Source organism: Modestobacter lacusdianchii, from assembly GCF_054177765.1.
Genome location: NZ_JBJJTJ010000013.1, coordinates 1 through 19,625 on the forward strand (window position 1 = coordinate 1; position 19,625 = coordinate 19,625).

The following is a 19,625-nucleotide window of genomic DNA, read 5'->3' on the forward strand; positions in this document are numbered from 1 at the left end:
ACGCCCGGTCTCATTCCGAACCCGGAAGCTAAGCCTTTCAGCGCCGATGGTACTGCCCGGGGGACCGGGTGGGAGAGTAGGACGCCGCCGGACACAACTCCCAGGAACGGGGTCACAGCTACGGCTGCGACCCCGTTCCTGCATTCCTGGACCTGTTGGTCCAGCCGTCGGGGCGCCGCGGTCACGGCTGGGTCCTCAGGTGGTGCGCCTCCGCGCGATGGCCACGAGGGACCGGCTGGACGTCGCTGAGCGGGTCCGCCCATGGTCCGCGGCCTCTCCCCGGTCCTGCGATCTCGGCGGTGGCGCCTCGATGCTTTTCGGGTCAGCGGTCAGGTTCGGCTGGCGCCGTTGCCTGCGGCCCGGCTTCCCCGGATGGGCCCGACCGTCACCGGTAGGCAAGCTAGAGGCCCTTCGAGCTGCGTTGCGTCACCGACACAACGCCGGGCAGCCGAACGGCCGGCGCGCGGGTGCGGCCGGCCGTCGGGTCGTGCAGGTGCAGGTGCCGGTGCAGCGCTCACGGGACAGCGCGGCGCAGGCCCAGGTAGGTGAGCGCAGCGAGCGCGACAGCGAGGACGGCCGGCAGACCGAGGGTCATGGACTCCACCGACCTCTCGGTCAGCCAGGTCCACAGATCGGTCCACTGCCGCTGCCACGTCACCAGGACCGCTGACCCCCCGGCGAGGAGGAGGACACCGATGCCGAGCGTGTACAGGCCCATGGCGCCCCACCGCTTGAACACCACGCCGATGCCCGCCCCGAGGAAGCAGGCGGCGAGCATCGGGAGGGTGAAGACGGCCACCTGCAGGACGGGGTTGCCGACGTCGACCGCACCCGGCGCCCAGAAGTCGAGGCCCACGCCCCAGCCGTTCGTTGCGTTCTCGATCGCGGTCAGCACGGTGAGCGCGACGGCGAAGACCAACGACTGGACCAGTGCCGCCAGCGCCGTCCCGAGGTAGTAGGTGCGGCGGCTCAGGCTGAGCCCGAGGGCGAAGGGGAACACCTGGGTGACCAGCTGAGCGGAGACGACCACGACGGTGATGTAGAGCGAGGCGATGCCGCCGGTGTTCGCGTCGGCGTCGGGCTGGGCGTCCAGGTCGGCCAGGCCCCAGATCGCCACGTTGATGGCGAAGGAGATGCTGACGACCATCCACGGCACGCCGAGCGAGACGAGGGGGTTCGCAGCCTGCAGACGTGCTGCGCTGACGACGCGGTTCATCGGGGAGCTCCCTGCAGGGCGTGGTGGTCGGTGGGGGCGGCCGCGCTCGGACCGGCGGACAGGCTCATCCCCACCACGAGCTGCTGGAGGGACGTGCGCTCCACGCTCAACCCGAGGTCGCCGGCATCCCGGGATGCGGTCGCCGTCCGGGTGCGGACGATCGCGCGGGACTGCCCCGCCAGCGACTCCGTGGTGAGCAGGTGGTGGGCGGACGCGAAGGTGGCGACCTGTCGGGCCGGGCCGGTCACCGTCACGGCGGAGGCGCGCAGGGTCTCCGCGTCTGCGTCGAGCAGCACGCGGCCGTGGTCGATCAGGAGCACGTGCTCGAGGAGGTCGCTGATCTCCTCGATCAGGTGCGTGGACAGCACGATCGTGCGGGGGTGCTCCGCGTAGTCGGCCAGCAGGCGGTCGTAGAACTGCTGGCGGGCGACGGCGTCGAGCCCCAGGTAGGGCTCGTCGAACAGGGTGACCGGCGCGCGGGAGGCGAGGCCCAGGACGATGCCGACGGCCGAGTTCATCCCGCGGGACAGCTTCTTGACCTGGCGCTTGCGCGGGAGGTCGAAGTCGCGCACCAGCTCGTCGGCCAGGTCGGCGTCCCAGTCGGGGTACAGCATGGCGGCGGCGTCGAGTGCGTCGCAGACCCGGAAGTGGTCGGGGTAGCGCTGGCCCTCCTTGATGAAGCACAGCCGGCTCAGGACGGCGTCGTTCTCGAACGGCTCCTGGCCCAGCACCCGCACCTGGCCGGACGTGGGCACGCGGTGGCCGGTGAGCAGCTGCATCAGCGTGGTCTTGCCGGCGCCGTTGCGCCCCAGGAGGCCGGTGATCGTGTCGGCCTGGATCTCGGTGGAGACGTCGGTCAGCGCGGTGTGGCCACGGAAGCGCATGGTGACGCCCTCGAGGGTGGCGGCGGCGGTCACGGCCGGGCCCCCCGCTCGCGCAGCATCGCGGCGATCTCGGCGATGCTGATGCCCACCTTGTCGGCCTCGGCCAGCAAGGGGGTGAGGTACTGGTCGGCGAACTCGCTGCGGCGCCGCTTGAGCAGCTGCTCGCGAGCGCCGGTGGCCACGAACATCCCGACTCCTCGTCTCTTGTAGAGGACCCCGTCGCTCACCAGCTGGTTCAGGCCCTTGGCTGCGGTGGCGGGGTTGATGCGGTGGAAGGCGGCCAGCTCGTTGGACGAGGGGGCCTGGCTCTCCTCGGCGAGGGAGCCGTCGACGATCGCGTCCTCCAGCTGGGTCGCGATCTGCCGGAAGATCGGGCCGGCGTCCTCGTTCATGCCGGTCCGGCGCGAACGAGGCGTCCCCGGCTCGCTGGTTCATTACTCATGTAATGAACCATAGGACCACGCGCGCCCCGGGTGCAAGACCCGAGCGCTGGGATCGGGGCGAGGGTGGTCAGGCGTGCTGCCCCGGCCCAGGGAGGCGGCGCCTGGGGGCGACACGACAGCGCCCCCCTCGGCCGGCGGACCGGCTGAGGGGGGCGCTGGTGGTACGGGCCGGACGTCGTCCGGCGGACTGCTACTGGCTGCGCTGCTCGCCCTCTTCCCGGGCGGCCTGGTCGAGCACCTGCGGGTCGTCGTCCACGCCGCCGGCCGGGTCGGCGTTGCCGAGCGCCGTCTCCGCCGGGAGCTGCTCGACGTGCTGCCGGGCGCGGGCCTCGAGGTCGTCGGGCTCGGTCATGGGTCCTCCTGTGACTGGTGGGGGTGCCGTCGGGCCTGCCCTACCCTGCGGCCCGGTGGAGAACCGCCGACACGGGAGGCCGATCGCCCGGCGCCGCCGGGATCAGCGGGACAGCTGGCCGCGGACCACCGAGACGCCGGAGTGCGTCGGGTCGCCGTCCAGCGGCTCGACCGAGACGTCGACCACCGGGTAGGCCACCAGGTCCAGCCCCTCGGGGAGCGGCAGCACGGTGTCGCCGGCGCGCACCGCCCCGAGCGGCACCATCCGGACGGCGTCGGGCTCGAGCAGCCACACCTCGTAGTAGCCGTCGTCGAGGGGCGGTGCGTCCAGGTCGATCTGCAGCGACCGCAGCCCGTCGGACTCCCGGACCTCGGCGCGGCCGGAGGCGGTCTGCTCGTCCAGGGGGTCCAGCGCTGCCTGCGCGACCACCGACCCGCTCCCGTCCTCGCTCGTCAGCGCCACCACCGTGCCGCCGGCGACCGCGCCGACCAGCACCGCGGCGGCCGCGGTCAGCCAGCGGTTCCGCGACCAGCCGGCGGCCCGGGGACGCAGCGGCACCACGTCGGCCGCGGGCTGCTCACCCACCGGGGCGGCACCCACCGGGGCGGCACCCGCCGGGGCGGCCCGGGGCGGCTCGGCCGAGGGGGCACCCCCGGACGCTTCGGCCACCGGGGGCGTGGCGGGTCGTGGCCGGCTGGTCGCGCCGGTCGCGGCGGCGATCGCGTCCCACACCCGGGGCGGTGGGGCCACCTCCGGGCCGGTCGCCGAGAAGGCCGGGACGGCGAGGGCGTCGACCCCCCGCTGCAACGAGGCGACCTCGGCCTGGCAGGCACCGCAGCCGGCCAGGTGGGCGGCGTCCTCGGCGGGCAGCTCCTCGTGGAGGGCGGCGAGCGCGAGCTGCTCAGGACTGCAGTGCTGCACCGTCTGCCTCCAATCGGGTGCGCAGGCGCTCCAGGGTGCGCCGGATGTGGCTCTTGACCGTGCCCAGCGGGATGCCCGTGCGGGCGGCGATCTGGGTGTGGGTCAGGTCGTCGAAGAACGCCAGCTCGATGATGGTTCGTTGCGGTTGGCCGATCTGGTTCAACTCGCCGAGCAGCAGCACCCGGTCGGCGACCACGCCGTCCACCGCGTCGGGCCGGGTGCTCGCCGGGCGGGTGCGCGCGTCGGCCGCGGCGGCCTCGGTCTGCCGTCGCTGGCGATCCCGGCGCGCCCAGGCGTCGGCGATCTTGTGCCGGCACACGCCCACCAGCCACGCCGGCAGCGGGCCCTGGGCGGGTGAGTACCGCTCCCGGCCGGTCCAGGCGGAGATGAAGGTCTGCTGGGTGACGTCCTCGGCGTCCGGGCCCGGGCCGAAGGCGCGCACGGCCATGCCGTGCACCTGGCCGGCCCACCGCTCGTAGGCCCAGGCCAGTGCCCGCTCGTCGCCGGCGCAGAACAGCCGGGCGACCTCGGCGTCGTCGGGTTCGGGGGGCGTCCGCGTGGCTCCCGCTGGTCCTCCCTCCACAGGCCGACCGTAAGGGGTCACGGTCGGTGCGCCCAGGGTGGACGCGCTCATCACACGGGTTCGGCCACCACGACGACGTTGTCGCGGTAGCTGCGGTACTCGGGCAGGAACGGACCGCCGCAGGTGACCAGCACCAGCCGGGGCTCTCCCTCGCGGGCGAACAGCCGGTCCAGTGGCAGTCCCTGCTTGGTGATCAGCTCCCGGGACGTCACCCGCCAGCGGGACGTCGTCCCGGCCTCGTCGGTGACCAGCACCTCGTCGCCGACCGCGGCCGAGCGCAGCGGCGCCAGGGCGCCGAGCCCCTGCTCGCGGTCGTCGACGTGCCCGGCGAGCACGGCGGACCCTGCTGCGCCGGGAACCGGGCCGAAGCGGTACCAGCCGACCCGGTCGACGTCGTCGGGCAGCGCCATCTGGCCGTCGGGGGCCACGCCCATCGGGTCCAGCGGCGCGTCCACGCCCCAGGCCGGCACGGTCACCCGTCTCGGCGTCGGGAGCCGTGGCACCGCGGTGGGCGCGGCGTCGCGGGTCGCGACCGCCGGCGCCGGCACCGCCGTCCCGGGAGACGACGGCGCCGGCGGGGCGGACGACAGGGCCTGGGCGACGGGTGCGCCCGCCGTCGCCGGCGGCCGGGTCAGCTCCCAGCCGACGGGCACGCCGATGGCCAGGGCCAGGCCCACGGCCACGCCGGCGACGGCGGTGCGCACGGTCCGTCGTCCTCGGGGCTGCCGGGTCAGGCCCGGCTGGTGACCAGCCGGCGGCCGGCCACGGCCGCACCGGCCAGGCCCAGCGCCGACAGGCCGACCAGCGGGAGCGGCAGGCCGTCCTCGGCCAGGCCGGCGGAGCCGCCGGGCACGCCGGACGGGCTGGAGTGCAGCCCGGTCACCGTCTGGGTGGCCAGCTCGTAGCCGGCGTCGCCGGAGCCCCAGGCGTAGACGATGGTCGAGGTGCCCTCGGCCAGGTCCAGGTCGGCCGGGCCGATCGCCACCGTGTCGGTGCCGGCGAGCACCACGTCGGCGGAGATCGTGCCGGCCGGGACCGTCAGCGTCGCCTCGTTCGGGTTGGTCAGCCCCGGGGCGACGACCTGGCCACCGGCCCGGACGTCGACCGCGGGCGCTGCGGCGGTGTGCCGGACGGTGACCCGGGCCTGCCCGGCGGGGACCGCGGAGGTGTCGTTGACGAACGGGGTCAGCGCCGGCTGGCCGGCCTCGGTCAGGTGCGCGACCACGGTGGCGTTCGCGCCGGCCGGGACCGCCACGTCCATCGCCGACAGCAGGGCCTCCCCGGACGCGTCCGCGGCGTCGGCCGGGTAGAGCGCCAGGTCGTACTCACCGGCGGGCAGCTCGAGCGGCCCGGCGAGGGTGCCCGGTGCGAAGTCGTCGATCAACCGCTCGCCGTTGGCGTAGACGTCGACCGGGGTGTCCGGGATGCCGTGCAGCACCGAGACGGTTGCGGTGTGCGAGTCGGCGAGCGCCGGGGTGGCCGCGAAGAGCAGGGCGAACGCGCCGGCGGTACCGACGGTCAGGGCGATCGGGCGGGTCTTGTCCACGGTGACGTTCCTTCCGTTGGGGAGCCTGTCACCCACCTCTTCCGCCCTCCCCGCCCCACCGGATGCAGCCGGTCGGGAGTCAGCCGAGCAGGGCGGCGGTCAGGGTGTCGAGGTCCTCGACCGTGGCGTCCACGTGCGGGGACACCCGCAGCACCGGCCCGGTGAGCTCGCGGGGCGCCCGCTCGCGGCCCGCGGCCACGGTGAGCACGCCGTGGTCGGTGCGCAGCCGGGTGGCCACCTCGCGCACGTCGACGCCGTCCGGCGGGACGAGAGTGGTGATCGCCGTCGGCTCGTCCAGCGGCTCGGCGGCCCGCCAGCCGCGCTGCCCGTCCAGTCGCTCCCGGGTCGCCCGGCCGAGCGCGGCCAGCCGGGCCCGCACCCGGTCCGGTCCGGCGGCCAGGTGCTCGCCGATGGCCAGGGTGAGCCCGACCCGGCCGGCGACGTGCGCGTCGTGCGACTCGTACGCGCGGGCGTGGTCGACGCCGGCGCGCCGGTCGTCGTAGATCGCCGGCGGCAGCACCGGGGTCAGCCGCGCGGTGATCGAGGGCCGCACGACCAGGAAGCCGACGCCGCGCGGGCCGGTGAGCCACTTGCGGCCGGTGCCGTAGACGGCGTCGGCGCCCAGGTCGCAGTCGACGTGGCCGAGCGCCTGGGCGACGTCGAGCACCAGGGGCACCCCCGCCGCCCGGCAGAGGTCCGCGATCTCCCGACCCGGCTGGACGACACCGCGGTGGCTGGCGACCAGGGTGACGTGCACGAGCGCCGGCGGGTCGTCCCGCAGCACCCGCCGGAGGCCGTCCAGGTCGGCGCGGCCCACGCCGTCGGCGGGCAGCAGCGCCGGCGTCAGCCCCGCGTCGGCGAAGACCGCCGCGTTGTGCCAGTACTCACCGGGCAGCACGCCGATCCGGGTGCCCGGGGCGAGCCGCCACCGGGAGACGAGGGTGCGCACCGACGCCGACGCGCTCTCGGTGAAGGCGACGTCGGCGGCGGCCAGGCCCACCAGCCCGGCCAGCACCGACCGCCCCTGCTGCAGCAGGCCCTCGGCGGCGGCCTCGGCGACCGCGCCGCCGATCTCCGCCTCGTGCCGGGCGTGCCGCGCGACGGCGTCGAGCACCGCGGTGCTCTGCCGGCTGCACGAGGCGCTGTCCAGGTGGGTGCCGGCGAACGCGGGGCGGGCGGCCCGCCAGGAGGCGGCGAGGTCGTCGTGCGGGAGGGTGCTCACCCGGGCGACCGTAGGGGAGCGCCCGTCGGCCAGGATGAGCCCGCTCGTCCTGGCGCGGGCACATGCACCGGCCAGGTCACGCCTAGGTCGCCGTGCGACCGGGTAGGGAGTGCCTGGACACGGCTGCCAGCACGGCGGCTCCGCGACGGCAGGACGGGGACCAGCAGGCATGGACGGGGCAGCCGGGTCCGGTCGACACCGGGCGCTGATCGCGGCCTCGGACGAGGAGCTGGTCGACGGCACGGTGGCCTTCGTGTGCGCCGGGCTGGACGCCGGTGAGCCGGTGGTGGTCGTCTGCACCGACCAGACGCTCGAGCTGGTGCAGAAGGCGCTGGCCGACCGGCCGCAGGTCGTGTGGGCCGACTGGGGCGACGTGTACGGCAACGGCCCGGCTGCGGCGATCACCGCCGTCCGCCGGCTGGGGGAGCGGCACCGCTCCCCGGGGGGCGGCGCCGTCCGCGTCGTCCTCGAGCCGTTCGCCGGCCCCGACCCGGAGACGTGGCGGGAGTGGCAGCGCTACGACGCGGTGCTGGACCACCAGCTCGTCGAGGCCGACCTGCTCGGTGACGCCCCGCTGCTGGTGATGTGCCTGGTCGACACCCGGCGGGTGCCGGCGCCGCTGGTCGACGCCGCCCGGGCCACCCACCCACTGCTCCAGGTCGACGGTGCGGAGCGGGCCAACCCCGACCACGTCGACCCGGCGCAGTACCTCACCTCGCTGCCGGTGCCGCCCGAGCCGCTGGAGTCGACCGAGCCGCTGGTGCAGGCCGACTCGGTGCGCGACCTGCGGGGGCTGCGCCGCGACCTCGCGGCGCGCGCCGCCGACGCCGGCCTGCCGCCGGGCTCGGAGCCGGCGCTGGAGGACTTCCTGCTCGCCGTCGACGAGATGACGACGAACGCGCTGCGGCACGGCCGGCCGCCGGTCGACCTGCGGCTGTGGGCCGACTCGGGGCGGCTGGTCTGCACGGTCACCGACCACGGCTCCGGCCTGCAGGACCCGTTCATCGGCTACGGCCCCGCGCACGGCGACGACCTGTCGCTGGGCGGGATGGGGCTGTGGCTGGCCCGCCAGCTCTGCGACCACGTCGACATCACGGTCACCGACGACGGGGTGCGGGTCCGGCTGACCAGCGTGCTGGCCTGAGGTGCCCGTCGTCCCCCGCGACCGGGACGAGGCCGGCCGCGCCCGCAACGCCCGGCCCCGCGACGCGCTCGGCCGGCCGCTGCCCTACGGGACCGAGGGAGAGCCGCGGGCGCCCGAGGGCGTGGTGCGCACCCCGGCGGAGACGCTGCGCGAGGCGCAGCAGCTGCTGGACGCCGGGCGCCCGTTCCACGCCCACGAGGTGCTGGAGGACGCCTGGAAGACCGGGCCGGACGACGAGCGGGACCTCTGGCGCGGGCTGGCCCAGCTCGCCGTCGGCCTGACCCACGCGGCGCGCGGCAACACCGCCGGCGCGGCCACGTTGCTGGCGCGCGGCGGCCGGTCGCTGGGCACCGCGCGCGAGACCGCCGTCCGGCACGGGGTGGACGACGAGGGGCTCGTCGCCTGGGCCGCCCGGCTGGGCGCGGCCGCTGCGGGCGGGGCGCCGCTGGACCTCGCACCCCCGCGGCTGACCCGCGCGTAGCCCGCGGACGGGTGGCTCAGCCCTGCGGGATGTCGGTCGTCACGGCCAGGTCGCGGCCGGCCTCGATGTCGGCGGTGAGGCTCTGGACCCGGGCGGTGGCCAGGGAGCACGAGTCCGAGCCGAGCAGCTGGTGCAGGGGCGCGTCGCCGGACACCGCGAGCGTGATGATCGCGGCGGCGGCCCTGGCCGGGTCGCCGAGCTGGGTGCCGGGCATCGCCAGGTGGGCGTCGGTCATCTCCCGGATCGGCTCGTAGCCCGACGTCGTCCCCGCCGGCAGGCCCAGGGAGGAGGGGCGCAGGAAGTCGGTCCGCATGTAGCCGGGCTCGACGAGGGTGACGGCGATGCCCATGCCGGCGACCTCGGCCGCCAGGGACTCGGTCATCCCCTCGAGGGCGTGCTTGCCCGCGCAGTACAGCCCCCAGCCGGGGAAGGACGTCAGGCCCAGGATCGAGCTGACGTTGACGACGTGGCCGCTGCCGGCGGCGCGGAGGACGGGGAGCGCGGCGCGCAGCACGTTCCACACCCCGAAGACCTGCACGTCGAACATCGCGCGGGCCTCGGCGTCGCTGACCTCCTCGACCGCGGCGAGGAAGCCGTACCCGGCGTTGTTCACGACGACGTCGAGCCCGCCGAACCGCTCGGTGGTGGCCTGGACGGCGCCGCGGACGGCCTGCTCGTCGGCCAGGTCGAGGGTGAGCGGGAGGAGGCGCGCGGTGTCCACCTCGCCCAGGGCGGCGGTGAGGCGCTCGGTCGACCGGGTGGTGGCGGCGACGTTGTCGCCGCGCCGGAGCAGCTGGGTCACCAGCTCGAGGCCCAGGCCGCGGGAGGTGCCGGTGACGAACCAGGTGGCCGGGCGGTCGGTCGGGTAGGGCATGAGGTGCTCCTCGGGTGCTGCCGGCGCCGAGCGGTCTCCGGCGCCGTGGGATGACCCGAGTCTCGGCACCGGCCGGGCGCGATGGTGGCCCCGAGCTGGGCCTTCGCGGCAGAGGAAGGGTCTGCCCAGGACTCGGCGACCCAGGCGGTGCGCCGCCCGTTCCTGCGACGATGGCCTGGTGGCCGACCTGAACCGGGAGCTCGCCGACTTCCTCCGCCGCGCGCGGGGCGCCATCGACCCCGCGCGTGCCGGGCTGCCCGCCGACGCGCGGGTCCGGCGGGTGCCCGGGCTGCGGCGGGAGGAGGTCGCCCTGCTGGCCGGGGTGTCGACCGACTACTACACGCGGCTGGAGCAGGGCCGTCGGATCACGCCGTCGCCCGGCGTGGTCGACGCGATCGCGCGGGCGCTCGACCTGGACGACGCCGGCCGGGCGCACCTCGGTCACCTGATCGGGCCGGCGTCCCCGGCCCGGGTGCGGCGCACCCCCGTCGTGCAGCGGGCGCGCCCGGGGCTCCACCAGTTCCTCGACGCCCTGGACCCGCGGCCGGCGCTCGTCCTGGGACGGCGGACCGACGTGCTGGCCAGCAACCGGATGGCGCGCGCACTGTTCACCGACTTCGAGCAGCTGCGACCGCGGGAGCGGAACTACGCCCGCTGGATGCTCCTCTCCGAGGAGGCGCGCGAGCTCTTCCTCGACTGGGAGGAGCAGGCGCGGGCGGCGGTGGAGAACCTCCGGCTCGCCCTCGGCGAGGACCCGGGCGATCGGGCGGCGCGCGAGCTGGTCGAGGAGCTCGCGGAGCGCAGCCCGGAGTTCCGGGCGTGGTGGGAGGGGCACCGCGTCCACCAGCGGACGTCGGGGTCCAAGCGGCTGAGGCACCCGGTCGTCGGTGAGCTGACGGTGGAGTACGAGACGCTCACCCTGCCCGGTGACCCGGGGCAGACGCTGTTCGTCTACACGGCGGGAGCAGGGACGGCATCGGGGCAGGCGCTGGACCTGCTGGCCAGCTGGACGTCCTCTCCCGGGCGCGGTGACCCGCGTGCGGAGGCGGGGCAGCGGCCCTGAGCCCGTTCCAGATTCCACGAAGCGGGATGTTGCAGCCGAAGGGTGGAAACCGACCGCTCGCAGTGCCAGGATGGCCGCTGTGACCGCCCTCACCCCTGAGCAGAGCACTGCGCCCGTCCACCGCGGGCCGGTGACGTCGGCCTCCTACTCCATCACCGTGCGGCTCACCGCCGACGGCGACCCGGCCAGCGTCGGGCGGATCGCCACCGCGGTCGGCTCCGCCGGCGGCGCGGTCACCGCGATCGACGTCGTCGAGTCCCGCCCCGACGGTCTCACCGTGGACGTGACCTGCTCGGCCGCCGACGCCCAGCACTCCGAGGAGGTGGTGGCCGCGCTCGACGCGGTGGAGAACGTGCACGTCCGCAAGGTCAGCGACCGCACCTTCCTGCTGCACCTGGGCGGCAAGCTCGAGGTCGCCTCCCGGGTGCCGCTGAAGACCCGCGACGACCTGTCGATGGCCTACACCCCCGGCGTCGCCCGGGTCTGCACGGCGCTGGCCGAGCACCCGGAGGACGTCCGCCGGCTCACCATCAAGGGCAACACCGTCGCGGTGGTCACCGACGGGTCGGCGGTGCTCGGGCTCGGGGACATCGGCCCGGGCGCCTCCATGCCGGTGATGGAGGGCAAGGCCGCGCTGTTCAAGCGGTTCGGTGACATCAACGCCTGGCCGATCGCGCTGGACACCCAGGACGTCGACGAGATCGTGCGCACCGTCGAGCTGATCGCCCCCGGCTTCGGCGGGATCAACCTGGAGGACATCTCCGCACCCCGCTGCTTCGAGATCGAGGCACGGCTGCGGGAGAAGCTCGACATCCCGGTCTTCCACGACGACCAGCACGGCACCGCGATCTGCGTGCTCGCCGCGCTGCGCAACGCCCTGCGGGTGGTGGACAAGCAGCTGACCGACGTCGCGGTCGTCGTCGCCGGCGGCGGGGCGGCCGGGACGGCGATCGTCACCCTGCTGCTGGAGGCCGGTGCCACGAACGTGCTGGTCTGGGACCGGGAGGGCATCCTCTCGCCCGACGACGAGCGGCTCTCCCCGGCCAAGCTGGACCTGGCCCGCCGCACCAACCCCGGCTGCCGGCGCGGTGAGCTGACCGACGCCCTGGTCGGCGCGGACGTCTTCATCGGGGTCAGCGCCGCCAACGTGATCCCGGTCGAGGCGCTGGCGGACATGGCCGAGCGGGCCGTGGTCTTCCCGATGGCCAACCCGACCCCGGACGTCGACCCGGTGCGGGCCCGGCAGCACGCCGCCGTCGTCGCCTCGGGCCGGTCGGACCTGCCCAACCAGATCAACAACGTGCTGGCCTTCCCCGGCGTCTTCCGCGGCCTGCTCGACGCCCGGGCCAAGGAGATCCGCCCCGGCATGCTGCTGGCCGCCGCCGACGCGCTGGCCGCGGTGGTGGGCGACGACCAGCTCAACGCCAACTACATCATCCCCAGCGTCTTCGACCCCGCCGTCGCCACCGCGGTGGCCAGCGCCGTCGAGGAGTCGGCCCGGGCCGAGCCCGGGGCCACCGCGGAGGTGCCCGGCGACGCAGACTGACCGGGTGGACGACGACCTCCCTGCCTCGTTCGACCCTGCCTCGTTCGACCCTGCCTCGTTCGACCCCGCCTCCTTCGACGCGCTCAGCGAGGACTCGCTGCGCGCGGCCGGCAGCCTGAAGTGGACCCGGTACGGCGAGGCGATCGGGGCCTTCGTCGCCGAGATGGACTTCGGGACGGCGCCGGTGGTCACCCGCGCCCTGCACGAGGCCGTCGACGCGGCGGCGTTCGGGTACCTGCCGGCGGCCACCCAGCTGGCGCTGGCCTCGGCGTGCGCGCGGTGGCAGCAGCACCGGTACGGCTGGGGCGTGCCGGCCGAGCGGGTCGCGCCGCTGGCCGACGTCGTCGCCGGGCTGCAGGTGGCCGTCGAGCACTTCACCCCGGCCGGCGCACCGGTGGTGCTGCCGACCCCGGCGTACATGCCCTTCCTCAAGGTGCCCGGGGAGCTGGGCCGGGAGGTCGTCCAGGTGCCGATGGTGCCGGGGCCGGACGGTCGGCTCGGCTACGACCTGGCCGCGCTCGACGGCGTGCTGACCCCAGGCGCGCTGCTGGTGCACGTCAACCCGCACAACCCGACCGGCCGGGTGTTCACCGAGGCCGAGCAGCTCGCGCTGGCCGAGGTGGTCGACCGCAACGGCGCCCGGGTGTTCTCCGACGAGATCCACGCCCCGCTGGTGCTGCCGGGCGCCGTCCACCGGCCCTACGCCTCGGTGTCGGAGCTCGCCGCGGGGCACACGCTCACCGCCACCTCGGCGTCCAAGGCCTGGAACCTGCCCGGGCTCAAGTGCGCGCAGCTGCTGCTGTCGAACGACGCGGACGCCGCGCGGTGGGCCGAGGTGTCCGAACGGCCCGAGCACGGCTGCTCCACGCTGGGCGCGATCGCCAACACGGTGGCGTTCACCGCGGGCGGCCCGTGGCTGGACGGCGTCCTGGGCTACCTGGACGGCAACCGCCGGCTGCTGACCGAGCTGCTCGCCGAGCGCCTCCCGCAGGTGCGGTACACCCCGCCCGAGGGCACCTACCTGGCCTGGCTGGACTGCCGGGAGCTCGGCATCGGCGAGCCGCTGGCGGAGTTCTTCCTGCGTGAGGCCGGGGTGGCCCTGGTCGACGGCCCCGAGTGCGGCGTCGCCGGCACCGGCCACGTGCGGCTCACGCTGGCCACCCCGCGTCCGGTGCTGCGCACCATCGTCGACCGGATGGCCGCCGCCATGAAGGACCCCCTTCCCCCCACCATTCGCCAGCTCACGGCGGGCCCCTGAAGGGGGCCGGAACGACCAAGCCCCCGTCCGGGGGACGACGGGGACGGCGTTCCACGTGGATCATGGGCGGGTGCCCGAGTTGCCCGAGGTGGAGGCGCTGGCGGCGTTCCTGCGGGAAAACGCCGTCGGCCGAGTGATCACGCGCGTGGACCTGGCCGGCGTCCAGGCGATCAAGACCTTCGACCCGCCGCTGTCCGCGCTGGCCGGGCTGGAGGTCACCGGTGCCTCCCGGCACGGCAAGTTCCTCGACCTCGACGTCTCCGGGCTGCACCTGGTGGTGCACCTGGCCCGGGCGGGCTGGCTGCACTGGCGGGAGAACCTGCCGACCGCCCCGCCGAAGCCGGGCAAGGGGCCGCTGGCGCTGCGGGTGCACCTGGAGCCGCGCGAGGGCGAGCTGCCCGAGGGGTTCGACCTCACCGAGCAGGGCACGCGCAAGGGGCTGGCGGTCTACGTCGTCCGGTCGCCGGCCGAGGTGCCCGGCGTCGCGCGGCTCGGCCCCGACGCCCTCGAGGTGGACACCGAGACGTTCGGGGCGCTGCTGGCCGGCCGGCACACCCAGCTCAAGGGCACCCTCACCGACCAGACGGTGCTGTCGGGCATCGGCAACGCCTACTCCGACGAGATCCTGCACGCCGCCCGGCTGTCGCCGTTCAAGATGGCCGACAAGGTCACCGACGACGAGCTGCTCCGGCTGCACACCGCGATGCGGGAGACCCTGACCGGCGCGCTGGAGCGCCAGCTCGGCCAGCGGGCGGCGACGCTCAAGGGCGAGAAGCGGGCCGGGCTGCAGGTGCACGCCCGCACCGGCCTGCCCTGCCCGGTGTGCGGGGACACCGTGCGCGAGGTGTCATTCGCCGACACGTCGCTGCAGTACTGCCCGACCTGCCAGACCGGCGGCAAGCCGCTGGCCGACCGCCGGATGTCCAAGCTGCTGCGATGAGCGCAGGATGGGCCGCATGGCCCTGGTGACGTTCGACCTCTTCAGCGCGCTGATCGACTCCCGCACCGGCGGGTCGGCGGCCTTCGACGCCCTCGCCGGCGGGCGCGGCTGGGAGGTCGCCGGCACCGACCTCTACGACGACTGGGACGCCCGCAACAAGGCCTCCCAGAAGGACGCCGCCGAGTGGGTGCCCTTCGCCGAGCACTGCCGCCGCGCGCTCGGCGACACCTACGCGGCCCGCGGGCTGGACGCCGACGCCACCGCCGACACCCTGGCGTTGCTGGAGTCGCTGCCGGACTGGCCGCTGTGGCCCGACGTCGGGCGGGCGCTGCCGCTGGTGGCCGAGCGGCACCGGGTCGGGGTGCTGTCCAACGTGGACGACGCCCTGTTCCGCCGCACCCGGGCGGCCGCGCTGGTCGACGACGACGCGGTGCTGACCAGCGAGCGGCTGCACGCGTACAAGCCGCACGCCGAGCTCTACCAGCGGGCGGCCGCCGCCGGCGTCGACGTGCACGTGCCCGCGTCGGCCCGGGACACCCGCGGCGCGCTGGAGGCCGGGCTGGCCGTCGTCCGGGTGCGCAGGCCCGGGCACCGGGTCGATCCGGAGGGCCCGCAGCCGCAGCACGAGGTCGAGGACCTGGCGGAGCTCCCCGCCGTCCTCGACGCGCTCAGCGCCGCGAGCTGAGCCGGCGGAGCGGACCGGTCCGTCGCGCCCGGGCAGCGGCCGCGGCGGCCAGGCCGGCCTCCGGGCCGGTCTCCCCGTCGCCGGCCGAGCCGACCGCCGTCCACCAGTCGCGCAGCGGGGGCGGGGAGAGCACGTCGACCCGCTCGCCCGGCTGCGGCACGACCACGGTGACCCCGCGGGCGTCCGCGGCGGTGAGCAGCCGCTGCACCGGCTCGGCCCAGCGGTGGAACGCCAGGTTGAACGTGGCCCAGTGGATCGGCACCAGCACCCGGCCGCCGAGGTCGCCGTGCGCCCGCACCGCCTCCTCCGGGTCCATGTGGATGGCGTGCCAGGCGTCGTTGTAGGCGCCGATCGGCTGCAGGGTGAGGTCGAAGGGGCCCAGCCGGGCGCCGATCCCGGCGAAGGCCGGGGTGTAGCCGGTGTCGCCGCCGAAGAACACCCGGTGCCGCGGGCCGGTGACCACCCAAGAGGACCAGAGCGTGGTGTCCCGGGAGAGGAACCGGCCGGAGAAGTGCCGCGCCTCCGTGCAGGTGAGGGTGAGCCCGGCGACCGTCGTGGCGGCGTCCCAGTCCAGCTCCACGATCCGGTCGTCGGGCACTCCCCAGCCGCGCAGGTGGGTGCCGATCCCCAGCGGGACGACGAAGGGCGCGGACTGCTCGCGCACCAGGGCCCGCACCGTCGGCAGGTCGAGGTGGTCGTAGTGGTCGTGGCTGATCAGCACCGCGTCGACCGGCGGCAGGCTCTCCACCGGCGCCGGTGGTTCGTGCAGCCGGGCCGGGCCGATCAGCGGGGACGGCGAGACCCGTTCGCCCCAGACCGGGTCGACGAGCACCCGGCGGCCGTCGACCTCGAGCAGCGCGCTGGAGTGGCCGAACCAGGTGACCGCCAGCTCGCCGGCCTGCTCGGGCAGCTCGGGGGTGACCAGCGGGATCGGGCCGCCGGGCAGCCCCTTGTGCCGGTCCTCGTGCCACTGGCGCAGCAGCCCGTCGCGGGCGTTCGCCGGGGCCAGTGCCGGGGTGGGCAGGTTGTTGTGGAACTTCCCGTCGGAGAACTGCGGCGACCCGGTCACGGTCGGGCGCAGCCGGCGCTTGCTGGCGCCCAGGGCGACGGGCAGGCCCCAGGCGGCGCGGGCGACCCAGCTCACGCCGCCCAGCAGGGCGGTGGCAGCGGTGGCGGTGGCGGCACGGCGGAGGAACGGCACGCCCCCAGCATCCCCCGACCCGCGGTGTCCGCGCTGGGCGGCGGTGCTCAGGTGGAGCTGCCCGCGCGCAGCTCGGCGGCGAACGCCTCGGCGCTGGGCGTGAGCGGCCGGTCGGGTGCCCGCACCAGGCTGATCCTGCGCTCGACCGTCGGGGTCAGCGGGACGTGCTGCAGGCCCGCGAAGGCCATCATCGGGAGCACCAGCTGGGGAACGGCGGTCACCCCGAGGGCCGCTGCCGTGAGGCCGGCGACGGCGCCCACGTTGCGGGCCTCGAGGACGGGGCCGGGGGTCGCGCCCGCCGTCCGGAGGGCCTGGTCGACCGCGCCACGGATGCTGCTGTCCGGGCCGAAGGTGATGAACGGCTCGTCGGTCAGGTCGGCCCAGCCGAGCGTGCTGCGGCCGGTGAAGCGGTGCCCCGGCGCGAAGGCGCAGCAGAGCGACAAGGGCGACACGCTGATCCTCGCCGTCCTGCCGCGGGACGCCGACGCCGCGGTCGTGCTGGAACGGGAGCTGACGCCCGAGCGGGTGGCGGCCCACTTCGCCCCGCTGGTCCGGGGGGAGGTCCGTCGGGTCGTGCAGCCGCACCTGCCGGGTCTCGTCTTCACGCTGCCCGGCGTGCTCGGCGGTGGTGTCACCGGGTCGCCCGTGCTCGACGGCCACGGCAAGGCGCTGAGCTACCACCTGCTCAGCCTGGAGGTCTGACCGCCCGGTGCGGTCCCCGGACGCAGTTGAGCTCTGCCCCACGAGCGGGGCAGAGCTCAACTGCGTGGGACCGTCGGCGAGCACGCCGGGGAGCAGCGGTCAGCCGGCGATGGCGGCCACCGGCGGGGTCTTCGCCGCCCGGCGGGCCGGCAGCACCGAGGCGAGCAGCCCGGCCACCGTGGCGACCAGCACGATCGCCAGCACCTGCAGCCACGGGATGCTGATCACCACCTCGCCGACCTCGCCGAGCGCCGAGGCCGCGCCGACCAGGCCGTAGGTGCCGCCGATCAGCACGCCGAGCACCGCGGCGACCCCGGCGACCAGCACGGCCTCCCAGGCCAGCAGCCCGCGCAGCTGGCCGCGGGTCAGGCCCAGCGCCCGCAGCAGGCCGCTCTCCTGCCGCCGCTCGACCACCGACAGGGCCAGGGTGTTGCCCACCCCGATCAGCGCGATCACCACGGCCACGCCGAGCAGCCCGGTGACCACCAGCAGCAGGACGTCGACCACCTCGTCGATCGCGGCCCGCTCGCTGGCCAGCCCGGTGACGAACGAGGTGGGCAGCGCGGTGCCCGCCAGGTCGGTGACCTCGTCGATCACCGCGGTCTGGTCGACGTCGTCGGCCAGCCGCAGCCACATCGTCTCCACCGCGGCCCCGGGCACCAGTGCCTGCAGGTCGGTGTTGCTCAGCAGTGGGCGGGTGGTGTCGCCGGCCACGACGGTCAGCGTCCGCGAGCGGTCGCCGGCGGTCAGGGTCACCGAGTCGCCCGGCCCGACGCCCCAGGTGTCGGCCTCCCAGTCGGAGAGCACGACCTCGCCGAGTTCGGGGAGCGTCACCTCGGTCGTGGAGCGCAGCACCGGCAGGGCCTGCGCCGCGTCGACGCCGTTGGCCCAGGTCTCGGTGCCGTCGGGCCCGGTGAGGTCCGCCGCGGTGAGCCCGGTGGCCGCGACCACGCCGTCCACCGCCTCCAGCTGGCCCTGCAGCGACGGGGGCACCTGCTCGCCGAAGGCCTCGACGATCACGTCGGTGGGGTAGTTGGCCGCCAGCCCCGCCTGGGCGGTCGCCCGGGTGGAGCTCGCCCCGACCACCATCGCGGTGGTCAGCGTGACGCCGATCAGCAGCGCGGTCGCGGTGGCCGCCGTCCGGCGGGGGTTGCGGGTCGCGTTGCCGGTGGCCAGCCGCGCCGGGAGCCCGCCGAACCGGCCGAGCAGCCGGCCGGCGGCCGCGACGATCGGCGGCACCGCTCGCTGGGCGAGCAGCAGCAACCCCAGCGAGCTGAGCACCCCGCCGGCCAGCGCGACCAGGATGGACGCGGAGACCACGCCCAGCACCATCAGCGCGACGCCCGGGACGGCGAGCAGCAGGCCGGTGACCAGGCGGGCGACGCCGCCTCGGGAGCGCAGTGGCGCCGGGTCGGTGGGCCGCAGCGCGGCGAGCGGGGCGACCCTCGTGGCGGCACGGGCGGGGGCCAGGGCGGCGACCAGCGTGGTGAGCGTGCCGACGGCGATGCCGACCCCGACGGCGTACAGCGGGACGGACACCCCGGCGAGCGGGATCGGTGAGTCGATGCCGGACACCACGGCCGACACGGCGGCGGAGAGGCCGATGCCGGCGAGCACGCCGATCACCGAGGCGGCCAGTCCGGTCAGCACGGCCTCGCCGAGCACGCTGCGGCGCACCTGCCCGGCGGTCGCACCGACGCAGCGCAGCAGCGCGAGGTCGCGGGTCCGCTGCGCGAGCAGCACGGCGAACGTGTTGGCGATGACCAGCCCGGCGACGAGCACGGCGATGGTGGCGAACACCAGGAGGGAGGTGGTGAGCCAGGTGGCGTCGCCGGTCAGCGCCGCGACGGACTCCTCGGCCTGCTCCGTGCCGGTGCGGACGGTGACGTCCTCACCGGACAGGGCGGCGCGCACCTCGCCGATCAGGGCGTCGGGGTCGGCGGCGGTGGTGCCGGCGATCCGCAGCTCCGTCGGCTCGGTGGCGCCCCAGGCCTGCGCCTGGTCGGCGGTGACGTAGGCCTTGCCGTAGATCCCAGCGGTCGGGTCGCCGCCCAGGTCGACCACGCCGGTCACCGTGGCGTCGGTGGTGGTCGCGGTGCCCTCGTCGTCGTAGGTGGTCACCGGGAGGACGTCACCGACCTCGGCGCCGACGCGCTCGCTCACCGCGACCTCGCCCGGCCGGACCGGCAGGGCACCGGCGGTCAGCTGCTGCCAGCGCAGCTGCGGGTCGGCGGCGACCGACTCGACCAGCAGGTACTGGGCGCCGGTGCGGCCGGGGGCGACCGCCTGCACGGAGGTCTGCCAGGTCGGGTCGACCGCCTGCACGCCGTCCAGCCCGGTGAGGGCGTCGACCTGCCCGGCCAGCCCGGTGCCGCTGTCGGAGGTGACCACCACGTCGGTGTCGACGTACTGGGCGCCGGCCGCCTCGAGCACGGTGGCCTTGGTCGTCTCGTTGAGCACCAGGGTGGCGACCACGAAGCCCACGGCGATGACGATCGCCAGGGTGGAGGCGATCAGCCGCGGCAGGTGCGCCCGGATGCTCGCCAGTGTCACTGCTCGCATGG

Annotated in this window: 21 protein-coding genes and 1 rRNA gene; 9 read left to right on the top strand and 13 right to left on the bottom strand. The window is 75.6% G+C overall.

Annotated elements, in window-relative coordinates:
* Window positions 1–93, top strand: a 5S ribosomal RNA gene (gene rrf, locus ACJTNH_RS11385); the annotation flags it as partial.
* A 421-nt stretch (window positions 94–514) separates the two neighbouring features.
* Here rrf and ACJTNH_RS11390 read toward each other — a convergent pair.
* From ACJTNH_RS11390 to egtE, 9 genes are all read right to left on the bottom strand, one after another.
* A complete protein-coding gene (locus tag ACJTNH_RS11390) occupies window positions 515–1,216 on the bottom strand; it encodes a hypothetical protein (protein ID WP_458175671.1) in 702 nt (233 codons plus the stop codon).
* Window positions 1,213–2,133, bottom strand: coding sequence for an ABC transporter ATP-binding protein (locus ACJTNH_RS11395; RefSeq protein ID WP_458175673.1), 921 nt, complete (start codon window positions 2,131–2,133; stop codon window positions 1,213–1,215). Before ACJTNH_RS11395 ends, ACJTNH_RS11390 begins: the two co-directional genes overlap by 4 nt.
* Window positions 2,130–2,492 (bottom strand): GntR family transcriptional regulator, encoded by a 363-nt coding sequence (locus tag ACJTNH_RS11400; protein ID WP_458175675.1) that lies wholly within the window; start codon window positions 2,490–2,492, stop codon window positions 2,130–2,132. The genes ACJTNH_RS11395 and ACJTNH_RS11400 overlap by 4 nt, the downstream gene beginning before the upstream one ends.
* Window positions 2,493–2,733: 241 nt before the next feature.
* Window positions 2,734–2,895, bottom strand: coding sequence for a hypothetical protein (locus tag ACJTNH_RS11405; protein ID WP_458175677.1), 162 nt, complete (start codon window positions 2,893–2,895; stop codon window positions 2,734–2,736).
* Between the two features lie 102 nt (window positions 2,896–2,997).
* Window positions 2,998–3,816 carry an anti-sigma factor domain-containing protein gene (locus ACJTNH_RS11410; protein WP_458175679.1) on the bottom strand — a complete coding sequence of 273 codons (819 nt, stop codon included), beginning with the start codon at window positions 3,814–3,816 and terminating at the stop codon, window positions 2,998–3,000.
* Window positions 3,797–4,399, bottom strand: a complete 603-nt coding sequence (locus tag ACJTNH_RS11415) for an RNA polymerase sigma factor (RefSeq protein WP_458175681.1) — start codon at window positions 4,397–4,399, stop codon at window positions 3,797–3,799. The genes ACJTNH_RS11410 and ACJTNH_RS11415 overlap by 20 nt, the downstream gene beginning before the upstream one ends.
* 50 nt (window positions 4,400–4,449) lie before the next feature.
* Entirely contained in the window at window positions 4,450–5,103 is a 654-nt protein-coding gene (locus ACJTNH_RS11420; RefSeq protein WP_458175683.1) for a class F sortase, read from the bottom strand.
* A 26-nt stretch (window positions 5,104–5,129) separates the two neighbouring features.
* The gene (locus ACJTNH_RS11425) at window positions 5,130–5,945 is read right to left on the bottom strand and encodes a DUF4397 domain-containing protein (RefSeq protein ID WP_458175685.1); all 816 of its coding nucleotides are present in this window, start codon (window positions 5,943–5,945) and stop codon (window positions 5,130–5,132) included.
* A gap of 79 nt (window positions 5,946–6,024) precedes the next feature.
* The gene (gene egtE, locus ACJTNH_RS11430) at window positions 6,025–7,167 is read right to left on the bottom strand and encodes an ergothioneine biosynthesis PLP-dependent enzyme EgtE (RefSeq protein WP_458175687.1); all 1,143 of its coding nucleotides are present in this window, start codon (window positions 7,165–7,167) and stop codon (window positions 6,025–6,027) included.
* Between the two features lie 169 nt (window positions 7,168–7,336).
* On the opposite strand from egtE, the gene ACJTNH_RS11435 reads away from it, so the two are divergent.
* Both ACJTNH_RS11435 and ACJTNH_RS11440 read left to right on the top strand, forming a co-directional pair.
* On the top strand, window positions 7,337–8,311 hold the full coding sequence (locus tag ACJTNH_RS11435) for an anti-sigma factor RsbA family regulatory protein (protein WP_458175689.1): 975 nt from the start codon (window positions 7,337–7,339) through the stop codon (window positions 8,309–8,311).
* A 1-nt stretch (window position 8,312) separates the two neighbouring features.
* Complete coding sequence (locus ACJTNH_RS11440) at window positions 8,313–8,792, top strand: DUF309 domain-containing protein (RefSeq protein ID WP_458175691.1); 480 nt, start codon at window positions 8,313–8,315, stop codon at window positions 8,790–8,792.
* 16 nt (window positions 8,793–8,808) lie between these two features.
* Here the strand turns inward: ACJTNH_RS11440 and ACJTNH_RS11445 are convergent, their stop codons facing one another.
* Window positions 8,809–9,666: an SDR family NAD(P)-dependent oxidoreductase gene (locus ACJTNH_RS11445; protein ID WP_458175693.1), complete on the bottom strand. Its 858-nt coding sequence runs from the start codon at window positions 9,664–9,666 to the stop codon at window positions 8,809–8,811.
* Window positions 9,667–9,844: 178 nt separating this feature from the next.
* Here ACJTNH_RS11445 and ACJTNH_RS11450 point away from each other — a divergent pair, with 178 nt between their 5' ends.
* From ACJTNH_RS11450 to ACJTNH_RS11470, 5 genes are all read left to right on the top strand, one after another.
* On the top strand, window positions 9,845–10,729 hold the full coding sequence (locus ACJTNH_RS11450; protein WP_458175695.1) for a helix-turn-helix transcriptional regulator: 885 nt from the start codon (window positions 9,845–9,847) through the stop codon (window positions 10,727–10,729).
* 70 nt (window positions 10,730–10,799) lie between these two features.
* A complete protein-coding gene (locus ACJTNH_RS11455) occupies window positions 10,800–12,275 on the top strand; it encodes a malic enzyme-like NAD(P)-binding protein (RefSeq protein WP_458175697.1) in 1,476 nt (491 codons plus the stop codon).
* Window positions 12,276–12,279: 4 nt separating this feature from the next.
* Window positions 12,280–13,533: a MalY/PatB family protein gene (locus tag ACJTNH_RS11460; protein ID WP_458175699.1), complete on the top strand. Its 1,254-nt coding sequence runs from the start codon at window positions 12,280–12,282 to the stop codon at window positions 13,531–13,533.
* A gap of 70 nt (window positions 13,534–13,603) precedes the next feature.
* A complete protein-coding gene (locus ACJTNH_RS11465; protein WP_458175701.1) occupies window positions 13,604–14,473 on the top strand; it encodes an Fpg/Nei family DNA glycosylase in 870 nt (289 codons plus the stop codon).
* Between the two features lie 16 nt (window positions 14,474–14,489).
* A complete protein-coding gene (locus tag ACJTNH_RS11470; protein ID WP_458175703.1) occupies window positions 14,490–15,158 on the top strand; it encodes a haloacid dehalogenase in 669 nt (222 codons plus the stop codon).
* Here ACJTNH_RS11470 and ACJTNH_RS11475 read toward each other — a convergent pair.
* Window positions 15,142–16,359, bottom strand: a complete 1,218-nt coding sequence (locus ACJTNH_RS11475) for an MBL fold metallo-hydrolase (protein WP_458175705.1) — start codon at window positions 16,357–16,359, stop codon at window positions 15,142–15,144. The genes ACJTNH_RS11470 and ACJTNH_RS11475 overlap by 17 nt on opposite strands.
* Window positions 16,360–16,406: 47 nt before the next feature.
* Window positions 16,407–16,802, bottom strand: a complete 396-nt coding sequence (locus tag ACJTNH_RS11480) for a LysR substrate-binding domain-containing protein (RefSeq protein ID WP_458175707.1) — start codon at window positions 16,800–16,802, stop codon at window positions 16,407–16,409.
* Here ACJTNH_RS11480 and ACJTNH_RS11485 point away from each other — a divergent pair.
* Entirely contained in the window at window positions 16,762–17,061 is a 300-nt protein-coding gene (locus ACJTNH_RS11485; protein ID WP_458175709.1) for an AtuA-related protein, read from the top strand. The two genes, ACJTNH_RS11480 and ACJTNH_RS11485, sit on opposite strands and share 41 nt — an antisense overlap.
* 99 nt (window positions 17,062–17,160) lie before the next feature.
* Here the strand turns inward: ACJTNH_RS11485 and ACJTNH_RS11490 are convergent, their stop codons facing one another.
* On the bottom strand, window positions 17,161–19,623 hold the full coding sequence (locus tag ACJTNH_RS11490; protein WP_458175711.1) for an ABC transporter permease: 2,463 nt from the start codon (window positions 19,621–19,623) through the stop codon (window positions 17,161–17,163).
* Window positions 19,624–19,625 lie beyond the last annotated feature (2 nt).